Annotated in this window: 18 protein-coding genes; 11 read left to right on the top strand and 7 right to left on the bottom strand. The window is 68.5% G+C overall.

Features of this window, described 5'->3' with window-relative positions; all coding sequences use genetic code 11:
• Positions 1-42 precede the first annotated feature (42 nt).
• From PO768_RS18250 to PO768_RS18275, 6 genes are all read left to right on the top strand, one after another.
• Complete coding sequence (locus PO768_RS18250; RefSeq protein ID WP_272647203.1) at positions 43-579, top strand: peroxiredoxin; 537 nt, start codon at positions 43-45, stop codon at positions 577-579.
• Between the two features lie 8 nt (positions 580-587).
• Entirely contained in the window at positions 588-1,394 is an 807-nt protein-coding gene (locus PO768_RS18255) for a MipA/OmpV family protein (protein WP_272647187.1), read from the top strand.
• 57 nt (positions 1,395-1,451) lie between these two features.
• A complete protein-coding gene (locus PO768_RS18260) occupies positions 1,452-2,801 on the top strand; it encodes an MATE family efflux transporter (protein ID WP_272647188.1) in 1,350 nt (449 codons plus the stop codon).
• 198 nt (positions 2,802-2,999) lie between these two features.
• Positions 3,000-4,166: a hypothetical protein gene (locus PO768_RS18265; protein ID WP_272647189.1), complete on the top strand. Its 1,167-nt coding sequence runs from the start codon at positions 3,000-3,002 to the stop codon at positions 4,164-4,166.
• 98 nt (positions 4,167-4,264) lie between these two features.
• A complete protein-coding gene (locus PO768_RS18270; RefSeq protein ID WP_272647190.1) occupies positions 4,265-4,552 on the top strand; it encodes a hypothetical protein in 288 nt (95 codons plus the stop codon).
• 73 nt (positions 4,553-4,625) lie between these two features.
• Positions 4,626-5,276, top strand: coding sequence for a YitT family protein (locus PO768_RS18275; RefSeq protein WP_272647191.1), 651 nt, complete (start codon positions 4,626-4,628; stop codon positions 5,274-5,276).
• Positions 5,277-5,288: 12 nt separating this feature from the next.
• Here the strand turns inward: PO768_RS18275 and PO768_RS18280 are convergent, their stop codons facing one another.
• Positions 5,289-6,452 (bottom strand): glycosyltransferase, encoded by a 1,164-nt coding sequence (locus PO768_RS18280; RefSeq protein ID WP_272647192.1) that lies wholly within the window; start codon positions 6,450-6,452, stop codon positions 5,289-5,291.
• Between the two features lie 79 nt (positions 6,453-6,531).
• The gene (locus PO768_RS18285) at positions 6,532-6,819 is read right to left on the bottom strand and encodes a hypothetical protein (RefSeq protein WP_272647193.1); all 288 of its coding nucleotides are present in this window, start codon (positions 6,817-6,819) and stop codon (positions 6,532-6,534) included.
• 170 nt (positions 6,820-6,989) lie between these two features.
• Here PO768_RS18285 and PO768_RS18290 point away from each other — a divergent pair, with 170 nt between their 5' ends.
• Positions 6,990-7,727 carry a Crp/Fnr family transcriptional regulator gene (locus tag PO768_RS18290; protein WP_272647194.1) on the top strand — a complete coding sequence of 246 codons (738 nt, stop codon included), beginning with the start codon at positions 6,990-6,992 and terminating at the stop codon, positions 7,725-7,727.
• Between the two features lie 2 nt (positions 7,728-7,729).
• Here PO768_RS18290 and PO768_RS18295 read toward each other — a convergent pair whose 3' ends face one another.
• The 3 genes from PO768_RS18295 to PO768_RS18305 form a co-directional block, all read right to left on the bottom strand.
• Positions 7,730-8,380 (bottom strand): hypothetical protein, encoded by a 651-nt coding sequence (locus PO768_RS18295; protein WP_272647195.1) that lies wholly within the window; start codon positions 8,378-8,380, stop codon positions 7,730-7,732.
• A gap of 4 nt (positions 8,381-8,384) precedes the next feature.
• Entirely contained in the window at positions 8,385-8,756 is a 372-nt protein-coding gene (locus PO768_RS18300; RefSeq protein ID WP_272647196.1) for a VOC family protein, read from the bottom strand.
• A gap of 374 nt (positions 8,757-9,130) precedes the next feature.
• Entirely contained in the window at positions 9,131-10,321 is a 1,191-nt protein-coding gene (locus PO768_RS18305) for a polyhydroxyalkanoate depolymerase (protein WP_272647197.1), read from the bottom strand.
• A gap of 107 nt (positions 10,322-10,428) precedes the next feature.
• Between PO768_RS18305 and PO768_RS18310 the strand changes: the two genes are divergently transcribed.
• Positions 10,429-11,076 (top strand): glutathione S-transferase, encoded by a 648-nt coding sequence (locus PO768_RS18310; protein ID WP_272647198.1) that lies wholly within the window; start codon positions 10,429-10,431, stop codon positions 11,074-11,076.
• Between the two features lie 31 nt (positions 11,077-11,107).
• Here the strand turns inward: PO768_RS18310 and PO768_RS18315 are convergent, their stop codons facing one another.
• On the bottom strand, positions 11,108-11,530 hold the full coding sequence (locus PO768_RS18315) for a cupin domain-containing protein (RefSeq protein ID WP_137943818.1): 423 nt from the start codon (positions 11,528-11,530) through the stop codon (positions 11,108-11,110).
• Between the two features lie 118 nt (positions 11,531-11,648).
• Here PO768_RS18315 and PO768_RS18320 point away from each other — a divergent pair, with 118 nt between their 5' ends.
• The gene (locus PO768_RS18320) at positions 11,649-12,533 is read left to right on the top strand and encodes a transglutaminase-like domain-containing protein (RefSeq protein ID WP_272647199.1); all 885 of its coding nucleotides are present in this window, start codon (positions 11,649-11,651) and stop codon (positions 12,531-12,533) included.
• 7 nt (positions 12,534-12,540) lie between these two features.
• On the opposite strand, the gene PO768_RS18325 is transcribed toward PO768_RS18320, so the two are convergent.
• Complete coding sequence (locus PO768_RS18325; protein ID WP_272647200.1) at positions 12,541-13,263, bottom strand: mobilization protein; 723 nt, start codon at positions 13,261-13,263, stop codon at positions 12,541-12,543.
• Between the two features lie 112 nt (positions 13,264-13,375).
• Here PO768_RS18325 and PO768_RS18330 point away from each other — a divergent pair, with 112 nt between their 5' ends.
• Together PO768_RS18330 and PO768_RS18335 are read left to right on the top strand one after the other, a co-directional pair.
• The gene (locus PO768_RS18330) at positions 13,376-13,648 is read left to right on the top strand and encodes a hypothetical protein (protein ID WP_272647201.1); all 273 of its coding nucleotides are present in this window, start codon (positions 13,376-13,378) and stop codon (positions 13,646-13,648) included.
• A gap of 113 nt (positions 13,649-13,761) precedes the next feature.
• On the top strand, positions 13,762-14,335 hold a 574-nt coding region (locus PO768_RS18335), incomplete at its 3' end, for a hypothetical protein (protein WP_272647202.1).

Consider the following 14,335-nt stretch of genomic DNA (forward strand, 5'->3'; position numbering starts at 1 on the left):
ATCATCAGGGCATTGATCTCATCGCTGCAAAGGCCCTCCATGATGATCCGCCGCCTGCTCCTCTGCGCCGCCCTGCTGGCGGGCCTGCCCGCCGCCCAGGCGGCACTCAAGCCCGGTGCGCCGGCGCCCGACTTCACGGCCGAGGCCGCCATCGGCGGCCAGCCCTTTCGCTTCAGCCTGGCGGCCGAGTTGAAGAAGGGGCCGGTGGTGCTGTACTTCTATCCCAAGGCCTTCACCGGCGGCTGCACGATAGAGGCGCATCAGTTTGCCGAGGCCAGTGATCGCTTCAAGGCGCTGGGCGCCACCGTGATCGGCATCTCCACCGACGATATCGAGACCTTGAAGAAGTTCTCGGTCGAGGCCTGCCGCAGCAAGTTCGCGGTGGCGGCCGATGCCGGCGGCAAGGTGATGAAGGACTATGACGCTGCGCTGCGCCTGCTGCCCGGCACGGCTGACCGCATTTCCTACCTGATCACGCCCGAGGGCCGCATCGGTGCGGTGTTCTCAAGCCTCAGCCCCGACGGCCATGTGGACGCGATGCTGAAGGCGGCGCAGCAGTGGAAGGCCAGCGCCAAGTAGGCCCCGAAATGTCCAGCGCCCCGCTCCTGCTGGCCCTGCTGCTGCTGCTGCACGGGGCCGGGCTGGCCGAGACGGCGCCGGCCCCGCCGCCGCGCTTTCTGCTCGGCGCCTCGCTGCTCAGCGCGCCCGAGTACTCGGGGGCGAGGCACAGCGAGGCCAGGCTGCGGCCTTTGTGGGCCTATCAGCATGGGCGTTTTCGCATCAGCACCTCGCGGGCCGGCGGCCTGCTGGGCTTTGGCGGCGAAGCCGGTGGCTCTGGCGCCAGCGCGGATCTGATCAGCGGCGAGCGTATCAAGCTGGGGCTGGCGCTGCGGGTCGATGGCGGCCGCAGCAGCGGCGATTCGCCGCGCCTGGCCGGCCTGCCCGATGTCCGGCGAACGCTGCGCGGCCGGCTGTATGCGGGCTATGCGCTGAACCCGCAGTGGTCGCTGTCGGTCGGCCTGTCGCAGGACCTGATGGGGCGCGGTGGCGGCGCGACGCTGGGGCTGGGCCTGGGCTACCGGGCCCGGCTGGGCGAGCGCAGCGAATGCAGCGCCGGCGCCGGCCTGAATGTCGCTGACCGCCGCCATCTGCGCAGCTATTACGGCATCAGCGCGCAGGCCGCCGAGTCCAGCGGGCTGGCGCTGTACCGCCCCGGCGCCGGCGCCACCGATCTGCATGCCGGCCTGGGGCTGACCACCGTGCTGGGGCCGCACTGGGTGGCCTTCGCCAGCCTGGGCATGTCGCGGCTGCTGGCCGACGCCGCCGCCAGCCCGCTGACCGAGCGGGAACGTGGCGTCACGGCCGCGCTGGGGCTGGCCTATCGCTGGCGCTGAAACCCACCGGTAACCGGCGGCAGCGGCTAGCATGCCGGGCTCCCGCTCTCGCCGCCGATGTCCACTCCCGCCGCCCCGCTTGCCCGCCCCCGCCTGTTCTCGCTCGCCTGGCCGCTGTTCATCGAATTGCTGCTGGGCATTGCGGTGGGCATGGTCGGGACCCTGCTGGCCGCGCGCGTGTCGGACGCCGCCGGTGCCGCCTTCGCGCTGGCCAACCATGTCTCGGCCACGCTCTTCATCCTGTTTCGCATCATCGGTGCCGGTGTCAGCGTGGTGGTCACGCAAAGCCTGGGCGGCGGGCGGCGCGACCAGGCCCAGGCCCTGTCGCGTGCGGCCCTGGGCGCCAGCAGCTGGATCGGCGGCGTCGCCGGCGGCGCGGCCCTGGTCGGCGCCGGCCCGCTGCTGCGCCTGATGAATGCGCCGGCCGAGGTCTTGCCGCTGGCCCTGCCTTTCCTGATGGCGCTGGCCCCGGCCCTGCTGCTCGACGCCTGGAATGCGTCGATGGCCAGTGTGATGCGCGCCCATCTGCGCACCCGCGACACGCTGGCCGTGCTGGTGACCATGCAGCTGGTGCAGCTGGCGCTGGCGATCCCGCTGATGGGCTGGCTGGGCCTGCCGGGCTTTGCGCTGGCCCTGGTCCTGAGCCGTGCGCTGGCGCTGGGCCTGCATCTGTGGCTGTGGCGCGCGCGGCTGGACATCCATCCGGCCTGGGGCGACTGGTGGCGGCTGCCGCGCCGCGAGCTGGCGGCGGTGCTGCATATCGGACTGCCCGGCGCTGCCGAGAACATCGCTTATCGGCTGGCCTTCATGGTCAGCGTCGCGGTGGCCGGCCAGCTGGGCGCGACGGCGCTGGCCACCCACTCCTATGCCTCACAGCTGATGTACTTCGTGCTGCTGTTCGGCCTGGCCACCGGCTTCGCGGCCGAGATCGTGGTCGGCCACATGATAGGTGCCGGCCAGCTGCACGCGGCCCATCGCCTGGTGCGACGGGCGCTGGCGCGCGGCCTGGTGGTCAGCGTCGCGGTGGCCACCGCGGCGGCGCTGGCCGCGCCCTGGCTGCTGCGCCTGTTCACCGCCGACCCGGCCATCATCGCGGCCGGCACCACGCTGATGTGGCTCACCGTGATCCTGGAGCCGGGCCGCACCTTCAATCTGGTCGTCATCAATGCGCTGCGCGCGGCCGGCGATGCGCGCTACCCAGTGATGGTGGGCGCCGGCTCGATGCTCATCGTGCTGGCCGGCGGCAGCTGGCTGCTGGGCCAGGTGATGGGGCTGGGCCTGGTGGGCCTCTGGATCGCCTATGCGGCCGACGAATGGATACGCGGCCTGCTGATGTGGCGGCGCTGGGCCACCCACGGCTGGGTGCCGCATGCGCGCGGCGTGCATCGGCGGCTGCGGGCCGGCTGAGGTAAAGCCCCTGACGTCCCCAGTTCTGCGGAGACCTCCACAAGCCTGGTGAGGCGGGCTTGGCCCCGGCTGCCTAGAGTGCTATTGGCCGCTGAGTCAAATGCTCGGCTGCCACCGACGCGAGGCGGTGCTGCGCCCCGGAGCGATGATCAGCGCCATGGCCTCAGTGACTTCTTCCTCAATTCAGGGACATCCATCATGGCCACGAAACGTTCCACCCCCAACGAATATGAATCCCCTCCGCTGCCGCAGCCCAACACGGGTGAGACCAGTAGCAGCGTTAGTGAGTTCGAGTCTCCGGAAGGTGAGTTTGCGCTGGCGGCCGACGCCGCAGAGGCTGAGGCCGAAAGCTATCTGACCGGTGTCGACAGCCAGTTGCTGGCTGCCAAATCGGAGATCGAGAAGCTGCTGGGGCATCTGGCCGCACAGACTGACGGGCCGGTGTCGCAGGCCGCGATGGACGCCAATATCGTGGGAGTCGGCATCGGTCTTGGCAGTGGTGAGAGCGGAGGCATTCCCGGCGAACCGGTGCTTGAGGTCTACACGATAGAGAAGCAATCGCCCGCCGACATGCAGGCCAAGCTGGCCTCCGCCGTGGGCGTATCGGCACTAGCTTCGTCCGACTTCCCCATTCATATGGTGCAGACCGGCATCGTCGACGCCTTCCAGCATCGCATGCGTCTGCGTCCGGCGCCAGGGGGGATCAGCGTTGGTCATGTGCGGATCACTGCAGGCACGCTCGGCTGCCTGTCGCGCGGACGCAGTGCACCGCGCAACAGCCGTCTGATGGTGCTCAGTAACAACCATGTTTTGGCCAATTCCAACGTCGCGTCACTGGGTGACCCTATCTTGCAGGCCGGTCCAGCCGACGGCGGCCGCATGCCGGCCGATCAGATCGCGGTGCTGGAACGCTTTGTGCCCATCAATTTCGCTGGCGGCAACAATCTGGTCGACTGCGCGACTGGCTGGGCTTGGCCTGATCGCGTGCGACCCGAGTTGATGTACATCAGTGGCGGCGTGATCCGCTATTTCCGCGTCGGCGGCGTTCCGGTGGCCGCCGTGCCAGGACTGAATGTGGGCAAGACCGGCCGCACCACACAGCTGACCTCGGGCCGTGTGACCGCGATCGGCGTGACCGTGAACGTCAACTATGGCGGCGGTCGGGTCGCCCGCTTCGTCAACCAGATGGCCGTGCGGGCCGGCGCGGGCGACTTCAGCCAGGGCGGCGACTCCGGCTCGCTGATCTGGACCTGGGATAGTCGTCGTGCGCCGGTGGGGTTGCTGTTTGCAGGTGGAGGCGGAACCACCTTCGCCAACCGCATTGGCGATGTGCTCAATGCGCTGGACATCAATCTCGTCACCTGAGCTTGCATAATGGGTGCTTACGCGCTCTGACCCTGTCGGTCTGAGGCGTAGCACCCCTATGGGCCGACGATGGCAGAGCGGGTGCCGAGGAGTCCCCGATGAACCCGACCTTGCCCGAATCCCTGGACTTTTTGCAGGGTGATCCTGCGCCGGTGTGGCCCGAGGCCAGCCCAGCGAATGCTGCTGATTTGCTACCCCAAACCGTGGCCGACCAGTTGCTGCAGCTTGACGGGGTTGACGGCGCCTGGATTGAGCGGGATGGGCAGGGCAAGCCGTGCGTCGTTCTGCACTACTCGTACGCTGGCATCCCGCACCATCTGCCGGCTTCGGTACAGGGCTTGCCGGTGCGCATTGTTGGTGGTGAGCCGATCTACGCTGGCGGCTGAGCCTGGTTGACGCACAGCATCCCAGTCCGCAGACCGGGATGCTGTGCGGGCATGGTTCATGCAGGACTCGGTCATGGACGAAACGACTGCCGCCACGGCTTCTGCCGTTGTGCCTGACCCCGACCCCAGCATCCGCACCCACACCCTGTTCGAGGATGCGCAGGCCATCTTCACCGGCGTGCTCTTCGTCTCGCTGGCGCTGATCCTGTTCGCCCAGGTCGGGCTGCTGACCGGCGGCACGGCCGGCGCAGCCTTTGTGCTGCATTACGCCACCGGCATCGGCCTGGGCAAGCTGTTCTTCGCGATCAACATCCCCTTCTACTGGTTCGCCTGGGTGCGCATGGGGCGGGAATTCACGCTGAAGACCTTTGTCGCGATCAGCCTGTTGTCGGCGCTGACCGAGTGGTCGCCCCAGCTGTTCGCGATCGAGCGCCTGCACCCGGCTTATGCGGCCGTGCTGGGCGGACTGCTGCTGGGCTCGGGCTGTCTGTTCCTGGCCCGGCACCGTGCCAGCCTGGGCGGGGCCACCATCGTCTCGCTCTATCTGCAGCAGGCCAGGGGCTGGCGGGCCGGCAAGGTACAGATGGGCATCGACTGCGCCATCGTGCTGCTGGCGCTGACCGTGGTCGAGCCCTCGCGCGTCGCCTATTCGGTGCTGGCCGCCGTCGTGATGAATCTCTTCATCGCGGTCAACCACAAGCCGGGCCGCTACGCGGTGCTGTGATCGGCGCTTGCCTCAGACCGCCAGCAGCGGTGCCGGTGCGGTCTGCCAGGCGGGCGCGCGGCCTTGCAGAACGTCGGCCAGGATCTCGGGCAGCTCAAACACGGCGCGGTTGTCGATCAGGCGCAGATTGGCCTTGAACTCGTCGAGCCGCTCCAACAGCTCCAGCACCGCCGGCCGGATCTGGCGTGCCGAGCGGCTGACCACGCCCAGGCCCTGCTCCTGCACCCACTCGGCGTTGTAGCGCTCCTGCGGCAGGGTCCAGGCATTGCTGAAGGTGACGATGGGCAGGCCTTGCTGGGCCGCCTCGCTGAGGCAGCCAGGGCCGGGCTTGCCGATGAAGAAGTCGGCCAGCTGCAGATAGCGCCGCACCTCGGGGGTGAATTCCAGCACCGCGCGCGGGGCCGCGCCGCTCTGGCCGCGCAGCTGCGCGGCCAGGGCCTTGTTGTGGCCGCACAGCAGGATCAGCTGCACATCCGGGAGCTGGCGCTCGATCGCGGCCATCGCCATCGAGCCGTGGCCGCCGAACAGCACCACGCCGGTGGGCCGGTCCGGGTCGAGCCCGAGGCGGGCCCGCTCGGCGCGGCGGTCCAGCGCCAGCGGGCGGTAGAAGTCAGGCCGTATCAGCATGCCCGAGCTGCGATGGATCTGCGCCTCCGGGTAGCCGGCGGCGCGGGCCTGGGCCACGGCCTTGGCCGTGCCGCAGACCAGATGGCCGCGGCCGCCGGGCTCGATCCAGAAATGCGGCGGCAGATCGGCCATATCGGTCAGCACGGTGACAAAGGGCGCGCCCGGCATCACCTCGGCCAGGCCCTCGGCCAGCGCGCGGTTGAAGTTGGGCATCAGCGAGACGACCAGGTCGGGCGGTGCGTCCTGCCAGTGCCGGCGCAGGCGCTTGACGATGGCCGCGTGGCCCAGCCGTATCAGCGCTTGCAGCAGCCACAGCTCCTGCGCCAGGCCCAGGGTCCAGCCTCGGGCCAGCCGCAGGTTGTAGAGGTCCTCGGGGGCGACGCCGGTGAGGCGCTGGAAGCGCTGCTGCGGGTCCAGCATATCGACCAGATTGACGCAGCGCACCTGCCAGGCGCGGCCTTGCTGCCGGATCACGGCCTCCAGGGCCTGGGCAGCGGCGCGGTGGCCGCCGCCGGCGTTGAGGTAGATCAGGTCAAGCGTTGTCGTCATCGTCGCTGCGGATCGGCCGGGCTGGGCCCATGCTCGCTGCAGGGAATGACCGGGCCGTGACAAGCAGCCCCGGCCGGCCTCAGCCGGTGCGCGCCGAACTGCCGCTGCGGGCCTGGGCAAACTCCTCCACCATCGACCGCCGCAGCTGATCCAGGGCCTGGATGCAGTCCAGCATCGCGTCCTCGAGGGACTCGGCGGGCGGCGCATCGGCGGCCCGGCCGGCCAGCTGGGTCAGACGGGACTGCACCGCGCGGAACAGCACATCCCAATCCTCGATCGAGACATCCAGCGCGGCCGGCGGCGGCTGGGCGGTGGCTGGCTGCGCGCCGGTCTGGGCCGGGGCGGAAGCGGGAACAAGTCGGATCATCGGGCGGCCCTCGGGGTGGCGAATGGTGGATGCTGGGATGTACGGTCTGCCGATGCAGCAGAATCCGGCCAGCGCAACGCAATGTAGGGTCACGCGCAAGCCGGGCCTGTGTCAAAAGATGTGTTGCACCGCCCCTGCCGTGGACACCCCCAAGAGAGGGATCAGCAAGAATGAGCGACCTGCCCTGCAGCCAATGTCCCTTGCGGCCACTGCCGCTGTTCCTGAGCCATAACGACGAGGAGCTGGAACTCGTGCAGTCGCTGAAGCGGCGCGAGCAGCGTCTGGGCCCCGACGAGACCCTGCTCGACGAGGGCCAGACCGACGCGCCGCTCTACACCCTGCTGAGCGGCTGGGCCTACCGCTTCAAGACGCTCAGCGACGGCCGCCGCCAGATCCTGAACTTCCTGCTCGCCGGCGACTTCATCGGCGTGCAGCAGAAGATGAGCGATGCCGCCGCCCATGGCGTCGTGACCTTGACCGACGCGGTGTTCTGTGTGTTCCAGCGCGACTCGCTGTGGGAGCTGCACCGGCGCAGCCCGTCGATGGGCTTCAACATCACCTGGCTGACCGCGCACGAGGAGTCGATGGTGGACGACACCTTGCTGTCGGTCGGTCGGCGCAGCGCCGAGGAGCGCATCGCCAGCCTGCTGATCCTGCTGTTCAAGCGCGCCGCCGCGCTGCAGAGCGATGGTGGCGCCGACGGCGTGCCCTTCCCGCTGACCCAGCAGCATGTGGCCGACGGCCTGGGCCTGTCCCTGGTCCACACCAACCGCACGCTGCGCCGGCTCGAGCGCCGCGGCCTTCACCAGATCAAGGGCGGCCGCCTCTATCTGCGCGATGTGAAGTCGCTGGCGCGCATCGCCGATCTCTACGGCGACGGCCGGCCGCCGCAGCGGCCGCTGGTCTGAACTCAGACCGGCAAGACCAGACCCAGCAGAAACAGGATCGCCGCGCCATAGGCGCTGGCCAGCGTGACCGGCTTGCTTCGCATGCTGGCATCCCACCAGTCGGCGCCCAGCCCGGCCGCGTCGGCGCCCTTGTCCTCGCTGATGTCCACCTGGCCCGAGCGCAGCCGCGCGCGCACCTGGGCCGAGGAGCTCAGCGCCGCCCGCGAGAAGGCGCCGGCGACAAGGAAGAGAAAGTACTGTGCCGGTACGATCAGCAGCAGCCAGCCGATGATGGCCAGGCTCAGCGCCGGCGCCAGGATCAGCAAGGGCAGGACTTCAAACCCGATCGGGCTGCGCCGGTTCGCAATGCGCAGATGCGCGCCACTGGCCACCAGCGGCAGGCCGGCGACCTGCAGACAGGCGCCGAGATAGCTCAGCGGATTGGCCGAGACCAGGGCCGGATTCTTGTCGAGCCCGCCCCAGGCTGCCCCGAAGGCGGCCGTCGCAATCGCGATGATCGGACCGGCGCTGGTGTACCAGCCCAGATAGCTGCGCGCAAAGATCCGCTGGAACACCCAGGCGTTGACCACGCACAGCAGCAACAGCCCGATGAAGGTCAGCGCGATGAGCAGGACACGTCGCTTCGGCGCGGCAGTATCGGTGTGGGTATCCATTTGTCTAGAAGTCGCCCCGCGCTTCAAAGAGTTCGACCGGGTTCCCCGATGGGTCTTCGGCCAGTACCTGCTGGCCGCCAGGCCCTTGTATCGGCTCGCTGCGAAAGCGCGCGCCGGTGGCGCGCAGGGCCTGCATCGTGGCGGCCAGGTCCTCAACCTCGATCACCAAACGGTTCCAGCCGCCCGGCCTGGGCTGTGAACCGTCGGCCAGGGCGCGCGATGCCGAGGTTCCCGGACCACTGAGCCAAAGCGTCAGTTGCTCGCGCGCCAGCATCACGAAAGGCGGCCCCCAGCGCTCGGTCTCGGTGAAGCCGAGCGCGGCATAAAAGGGCAGCGCGGCGTCGACGTCGTCGACGAGGTAGCGAACGATGGCCATGGCTTCCTCCCCAGGAAAACGATGCACCGACCACAGCCGTCCCGGCTTGCAGCGGTGAACAGATCAGGATGCGCAGGATAAGCGTGAGGCTTGGTGACTGTCCATCTGCGGGCCGGGATCAGGCCGACTGGGTGCTGCTCTGTTGCGCTCCTGTCCCCCGGCCTTCGGCCACCTCCTTGACCTCGCGCCACAGAACACCCCGCCGCCCCGATCTGCAGGCACCGGTCTTCCTCGGCGAAGAACGCAACGCCAGTTGCAGAGTGCGTCGGGTGAGGGGCGCAGCGAGGTCAAGGAGGAGGATCGGGCGCAGCCCGGTCCGGGGGACAGGAGCGAAGTCCCTCGCCCGATGCGCTCTGCGCCCCCCGCCTCGTATTTCAGCCCGCGCTCGCGTGGATGTGCTCGCGCACTCGGGGATAGATCTGCTGCATCCATTTGCGGCCGCTGAACACGCCGTAATGGCCGACGCCGGTCTGGATGTGGTGGGTCTTCAGATAGGGGCGCACATTCGGGCAGAGGTCCTGCGCGGCGACGGTCTGGCCGACCGCGCAGATATCGTCGCGCTCGCCTTCGACCGTCATCAGCGCGGTGCGCCGGATCGCGGCCGGGCGTACCAGGCGGCCGCGGTACATCAGCTCGCCCCTGGCCAGGTCGTAGGTCTGGAACACCTTCTCGACGGTCTCTAGGTAGAACTCGGCGGGCAGGTCGTTGACGGCCAGATACTCCTCGTAGAAGTCCTGTATCACCTTGGCCTCCTCGCGCCGGCCCTCCAGCAGATGCTCGTACATCTGGCGGAACGAGGCCTTGTGGCGCTCCGGGTTCATGCTCATGAAAGCGGTCAGCTGCAGAAAACCGGGGTAGACGCGGCGGCCGAAGCCGGCGTGCGGCAGTGGCACATGGCTGAGCAGGTTCTGCGCGAACCACTCGATCGGTTTGCTGATCGCCAGGCGGTTGACCTCGGTGGGATTGGCACGGCAGTCCACCGGCCCGGCCATCAGGGTCAGGCTGCGCGGCTGGGCGGGATGCATGTCCTCGGCCATCAGCGCGGTGGCGGCCAGCGCGGCCACGCAGGGCTGGCAGACCGCGATCACATGGGTGTCGGGGCCGATGGCGGCGATGAACTGCATCATGTAGTCGATGTAGTCGTCCAGGCTGAAGGCGCCGTGGCGCAGCGCGACATCGCGGGCGTTGTGCCAGTCGGTGATGAAGACATCGTGGTCCTGCAGCAGGGTGCGGGCGGTCTCGCGCAGCAGCGTGGCGAAGTGGCCCGACAGCGGCGCCACCAGCAGCACGCGCGGCCGGGTCTCGGGCGCCGGACCGGTCTTGCGGAAATGCAGCAGGGTGCCGAAGGGCAGCTTCAGGATGGGCAACTCGTCGACATCGGCGATCGCATAAGGCGGGCGCGTGTGGGTCAGGCGCATCCGCGAGATCACGTCGCTGGCGGCGGCGATGCTGCGCAGCGCCGATTTCTCGGTTCTCTGCAACCACAGCGATGCCGCCAGCTGCTGCGCCATCAGGCGCAGCGGCGACGTCAGGTCAGACTGCAGTTGATACGCCTGATACAGCATGGTGCTCGCCTCTCGGAGTCTGCTTGAGCTTGAGCAAGTAGCGGGCCAAGGCCTCGCGTCTTGGCACAGGGCTTGCGTCGCCTAATGCACAGCGGCAGGGGACGGCAATGAGCAAAGCGGTGTTGACGATCAGCAGCAAGAACTACGGCGCCTGGGCTCTGCGCGGCTGGCTGATGGCCAAGCTGGAGTTCAGCGAGCGCGTGATCCCGCCCGACGATCCGGACATGAAGGCCGAGATGCTGCTGCTGTCGGCGTCGATGCGAGTGCCGACCCTGGAGCATGAGGGCGTCAAGGTCTGGGACACGCTGGCCATCGGCGAGTACCTCAACGAGATCAAGCCCAAGGCCGGCCTGCTGCCGGCCGATATTGCGGCGCGCGCGCACTGCCGCGCAATCTGCGGCGAGATGCACTCGGGCTTCAGCGCGCTGCGGTCTTCACTGCCGATGAATATCAAGGCCTATTTCCCGAATTTCAAGCTCTGGTCGCGCGCGCAAAGCGATATCGACCGCGTCGTGATGATTTGGAACGAATGCTTGCAGCGCTACGGCGGCCCCTATCTCTTCGGCGCCAAGCCCTGCATCGCCGATGCGATGTTCGCGCCGGTCGTGACGCGCTTTCTCAGCTACGACGTCAAGCTCGACCCCGCCTGCGCCGCCTACTGCCAGCTGATCATGGCGCTGCCGGCGATGCAGGAATGGGTCAAGGCGGCGCGGGTCGAACCCGACGAGATCGACGAGCTGGATGCGGAGTTCTGAATCGACGACGCACCCCCCTGGGGCCGCATGCTCACTTCCAGGGCGTCGGGTCCGGAATCGGGCAGACTGGGTCCACGTCGATGGACTTGAAGTCCGCCGGCGAGACGATTTCCAGGTACTCCATGTCCGGCGAGTAGTCGAACAGATAGTGGCGGATGCCTGGGCGCTGATGCACGCAGTCGCCGGCCTCCACCAGGGTTTCCCGGTCCTCGTACATGAAGCGGGCCCAGCCCTTGAGCATGATGACGATCTGGAAGTCCGCCTCGTGGCGGTGCCAGCCCGTGCCTTTTTCGGGGGCCATATTGGCCTTGACCAGATGGGCGATCACCCGGCCGTGGGTGGCCTCGGCGATGCCGAGGTCGCGATAGAGGAAGAAATCGCGCAGGCCGCCGCTGACATAGCCGGTGTCGGCGGGTTTGACGTGCGAGAACAAGGTGTCCGTGCGATCCAGCATGGGAACTCCTTTTGAGGCATAGCGGCAAAACGCGCTAGGCTGCAGGCGTCGAGCAAGCATTTCCCGTTCCAGCCGCCGGGCTGGCCAGCAAGGCCGGGTATCCAGGAGTGGCCACGCCATGATCCGCATCGAGTTGCAAATCGACCTGAACTACACAATAGGCCCGCAGGGCGCCGACTTTGTTTTCAATATCCATGCCGCCCACACGGCCCACCAGCGCATCAGCGCCGAGAACTTGCGGCTGAGCCAGGCCATCGAGTCGCAGATCCACACCGACCCGCTGACCGGCAACCGCTATCTGCGCCTGCGCGCCGAGCCGGGGCCGCTGAGCCTCGCATACGCGGCCACCGTCGACATCGTGCACCATCGCAGCGCGCCTGAGCACATCGCCGAGGTGCCGGTGCGCAGCCTGCCGCCCGAGGTGAGGGGTTATGTCTATCCGAGCCGCTATTGCCAGTCGGACCGGCTGCTGAAACTGGCCAATGACGAGTTCGGTGGGCTCTGGCAGGGCTATAGCCGTGTGCTGGCGATCCGCGACTGGGTGCAGCGCCATGTCACCTTCGCGTCCAACACTTCCAACTCCAACACCTCGGCGGTGGATACCTTGATCGAGCGGGTCGGCATCTGCCGCGACTTCGCCCATCTGATGATCGCGCTGTGCCGCGCGGTCAATATCCCGGCCCGCTTCACCACCGGCACCGACTACGGCGCCGATCCGGCGCTCGGCCCGCCGGACTTCCATGCCTATGTCGAGGTCTATCTGGGCGACCGCTGGTACATCTTCGACCCCTCGGGCACGGCCATCCCGATGGGGCTGCTGCGCTTTGGCACCGGGCGAGACGCGGCCGATGTGGCCTTCGCCACCATCTTCGGCGGCGTGCAGTCGGGCCCGCCGGTGATCAGGGCGCAGGCGGTGGAAGATGCCAGTCGCGGCCTGCTGCGGCCGCAGCACTGCGCCGATGCGCTGTCCAGCGACGCCGGCCGCAGGCTGCAGCAGACCTAGGGTAGGCCTAGGGCCGTGCCTTGGCCAGCTCCGCATAGGCGTGGTGCAGCCACAGCTTCAGGCGCTGGCGCTCCATCAGGCCCAGGCCGGGGCCGTCGGCGCCGCCGTTCTTGGCGGCCCAGAAGCTGGCGTTGCGCGCGTCGATCTTCTGCACCACGGCATCCTGCAGATGCTTGATATCGATCACCGTGGCGCCCAGGCCCAACGCGCGCTCCAACTGGCCCGACTTTTCCAGCTGCGAGAAGTCATGGCCGCGCAGCTGGTTGCGCACCAGCACATAGCGCAGGCGCTGGCCGAAGCGGTCCAGCAGCCGCGCCAGCAGGTCCACCGAGTCGCGGCCGGCGTCCATCACATGCCAGTAGTTCAGCGAGAAGCCCGAGATATCGGCCATATCCAGCACGCCGGAGTCGTCCATCCAGGTGACCAGCGGCTCATGCGTCTGCGCCGCCAGGTCTACCAGCACCCGCGTGCCCGGCTGCTCGACGGCGCGCTCGACGATATGGTCCAGCATCTCGTAGCGGTCGACCAGCACCGGCGAGGCGTAGTCGCCATAAAAGCGCAAGAGCGCGCCATGCGAGCGGTCGGTGTCGAAGCCGATGAAGGGCAATTGCTGGTCGATGAAATACTGGGCCAGTACCCGCGCCACCAGCGACTTGCCGACGCCGCCTTTCTCGCCGCCGATCAGGTGGATCTTGGAGCTGGGGTTCTTGTCTAGCGTGGGCACGTCCATGGTGGGTTCCGGGCAGAGCAGAGGGTGGGGCGATTGTGCGGCAGGCTGCCGCCTCCGGGCATGACGGACAATCGCGGCTGTTTCCTATCCATAGCAGTAAGCGGGCCTCACCATGAGCATGAAGAAGACCGACCTCGAACGCCACGCGGCGATGAAGCTGGACGGCCAGATGCGCGGCGCCGCCGTGCCCGGACGTTTCGGCCAGGGCGCCGCCCAGCTGCCCGACCGCAAAGAGCGCCGCCGCCTCGATGCCGCAGCCGGCCTCGTGCCCTTTGCCTGCAAGCTGCCCGCCGAGCTGACCAAGACCTTGAGCGAGCGCGCCGCCGCCCATCCGGAGGGCATCAACGGCCTGGTGGCCGAGTTGCTGCGCAAGAGCCTCGCCTGAGCTGAACCAATGAAGGGCCCGCGCAACGCTTCCTGAGTTCAGGGGACGCGCGGCCCTGGTCAGCGCCGGGGCTTTGCCTCAGTATGGCGGGCTGCTTCCCGAGGAGCCGCGCCATGAGCGATACGCCTGCCCGCAGCGACAACCAGACGCCGTTCGACTACTGGAGCCGCGAGCATGTGCGTGAGCTGGCCAGCATCACGCGCGCGAGCCGCAGCGCGGCGCAGGGCGCCAGCGATTTCTCGGCCGAGGACTTCGCCGCCGCCGATGTGCTGAGCGTCGAGTGGGCCGACGGCTCGGTGCTGCACACCGATCCGCAGGCCTTTCTGGCCGGCCTGGATGAGCGCGGCGCGGCCGCGACGCGCTCGGCCGCCAGGCCCGGCCGGGTGCTGCTGCCCTTTGACCTGGTCGGCGCTGCGGCCCTGACCCGCGGCGCGCCGGGCACGAGCCGGGTGCAGAGCTATGCGCTGGCCCGCCTGACCGAGCCCAGCACCCTGGACCGGGTCTACCAGTTCGGCGCCCTGTTCGCCGACGGGCTGGACCGCTGGTTCGGCAGCAGCGACAGCGGCGCCGCCCGGCTGGTGGCCGCCAAGCTCTGCCGCGCTTTCGAGACCGCCCAGCTCGACGGCGTCGGCCCCGAGCGCAACGGCGCGCTGCTGCACTGGCGCGCCGGCCGCTGGCAGCCGGCCG

It is taken from the genome of Paucibacter sp. XJ19-41 (assembly GCF_028462495.1).
Lineage (GTDB): Bacteria > Pseudomonadota > Gammaproteobacteria > Burkholderiales > Burkholderiaceae_C > Roseateles_E.

What these genes read in the sequence shown, in the direction of transcription:
- PO768_RS18290 (WP_272647194.1), top strand. Translation starts at nt 6,990, where the DNA reads ATGAGCGACCTGCCCTGCAGCCAATGTCCCTTGCGGCCACTGCCGCTG.
- PO768_RS18310 (WP_272647198.1), top strand. Translation starts at nt 10,429, where the DNA reads ATGAGCAAAGCGGTGTTGACGATCAGCAGCAAGAACTACGGCGCCTGG.
- PO768_RS18295 (WP_272647195.1), bottom strand. Translation starts at nt 8,380, where the DNA reads ATGGATACCCACACCGATACTGCCGCGCCGAAGCGACGTGTCCTGCTC.
- PO768_RS18255 (WP_272647187.1), top strand. Translation starts at nt 588, where the DNA reads ATGTCCAGCGCCCCGCTCCTGCTGGCCCTGCTGCTGCTGCTGCACGGG.
- PO768_RS18270 (WP_272647190.1), top strand. Translation starts at nt 4,265, where the DNA reads ATGAACCCGACCTTGCCCGAATCCCTGGACTTTTTGCAGGGTGATCCT.
- PO768_RS18320 (WP_272647199.1), top strand. Translation starts at nt 11,649, where the DNA reads ATGATCCGCATCGAGTTGCAAATCGACCTGAACTACACAATAGGCCCG.
- PO768_RS18315 (WP_137943818.1), bottom strand. Translation starts at nt 11,530, where the DNA reads ATGCTGGATCGCACGGACACCTTGTTCTCGCACGTCAAACCCGCCGAC.
- PO768_RS18305 (WP_272647197.1), bottom strand. Translation starts at nt 10,321, where the DNA reads ATGCTGTATCAGGCGTATCAACTGCAGTCTGACCTGACGTCGCCGCTG.
- PO768_RS18275 (WP_272647191.1), top strand. Translation starts at nt 4,626, where the DNA reads ATGGACGAAACGACTGCCGCCACGGCTTCTGCCGTTGTGCCTGACCCC.
- PO768_RS18265 (WP_272647189.1), top strand. Translation starts at nt 3,000, where the DNA reads ATGGCCACGAAACGTTCCACCCCCAACGAATATGAATCCCCTCCGCTG.
- PO768_RS18280 (WP_272647192.1), bottom strand. Translation starts at nt 6,452, where the DNA reads ATGACGACAACGCTTGACCTGATCTACCTCAACGCCGGCGGCGGCCAC.
- PO768_RS18285 (WP_272647193.1), bottom strand. Translation starts at nt 6,819, where the DNA reads ATGATCCGACTTGTTCCCGCTTCCGCCCCGGCCCAGACCGGCGCGCAG.
- PO768_RS18250 (WP_272647203.1), top strand. Translation starts at nt 43, where the DNA reads ATGATCCGCCGCCTGCTCCTCTGCGCCGCCCTGCTGGCGGGCCTGCCC.
- PO768_RS18325 (WP_272647200.1), bottom strand. Translation starts at nt 13,263, where the DNA reads ATGGACGTGCCCACGCTAGACAAGAACCCCAGCTCCAAGATCCACCTG.
- PO768_RS18300 (WP_272647196.1), bottom strand. Translation starts at nt 8,756, where the DNA reads ATGGCCATCGTTCGCTACCTCGTCGACGACGTCGACGCCGCGCTGCCC.
- PO768_RS18330 (WP_272647201.1), top strand. Translation starts at nt 13,376, where the DNA reads ATGAGCATGAAGAAGACCGACCTCGAACGCCACGCGGCGATGAAGCTG.
- PO768_RS18260 (WP_272647188.1), top strand. Translation starts at nt 1,452, where the DNA reads ATGTCCACTCCCGCCGCCCCGCTTGCCCGCCCCCGCCTGTTCTCGCTC.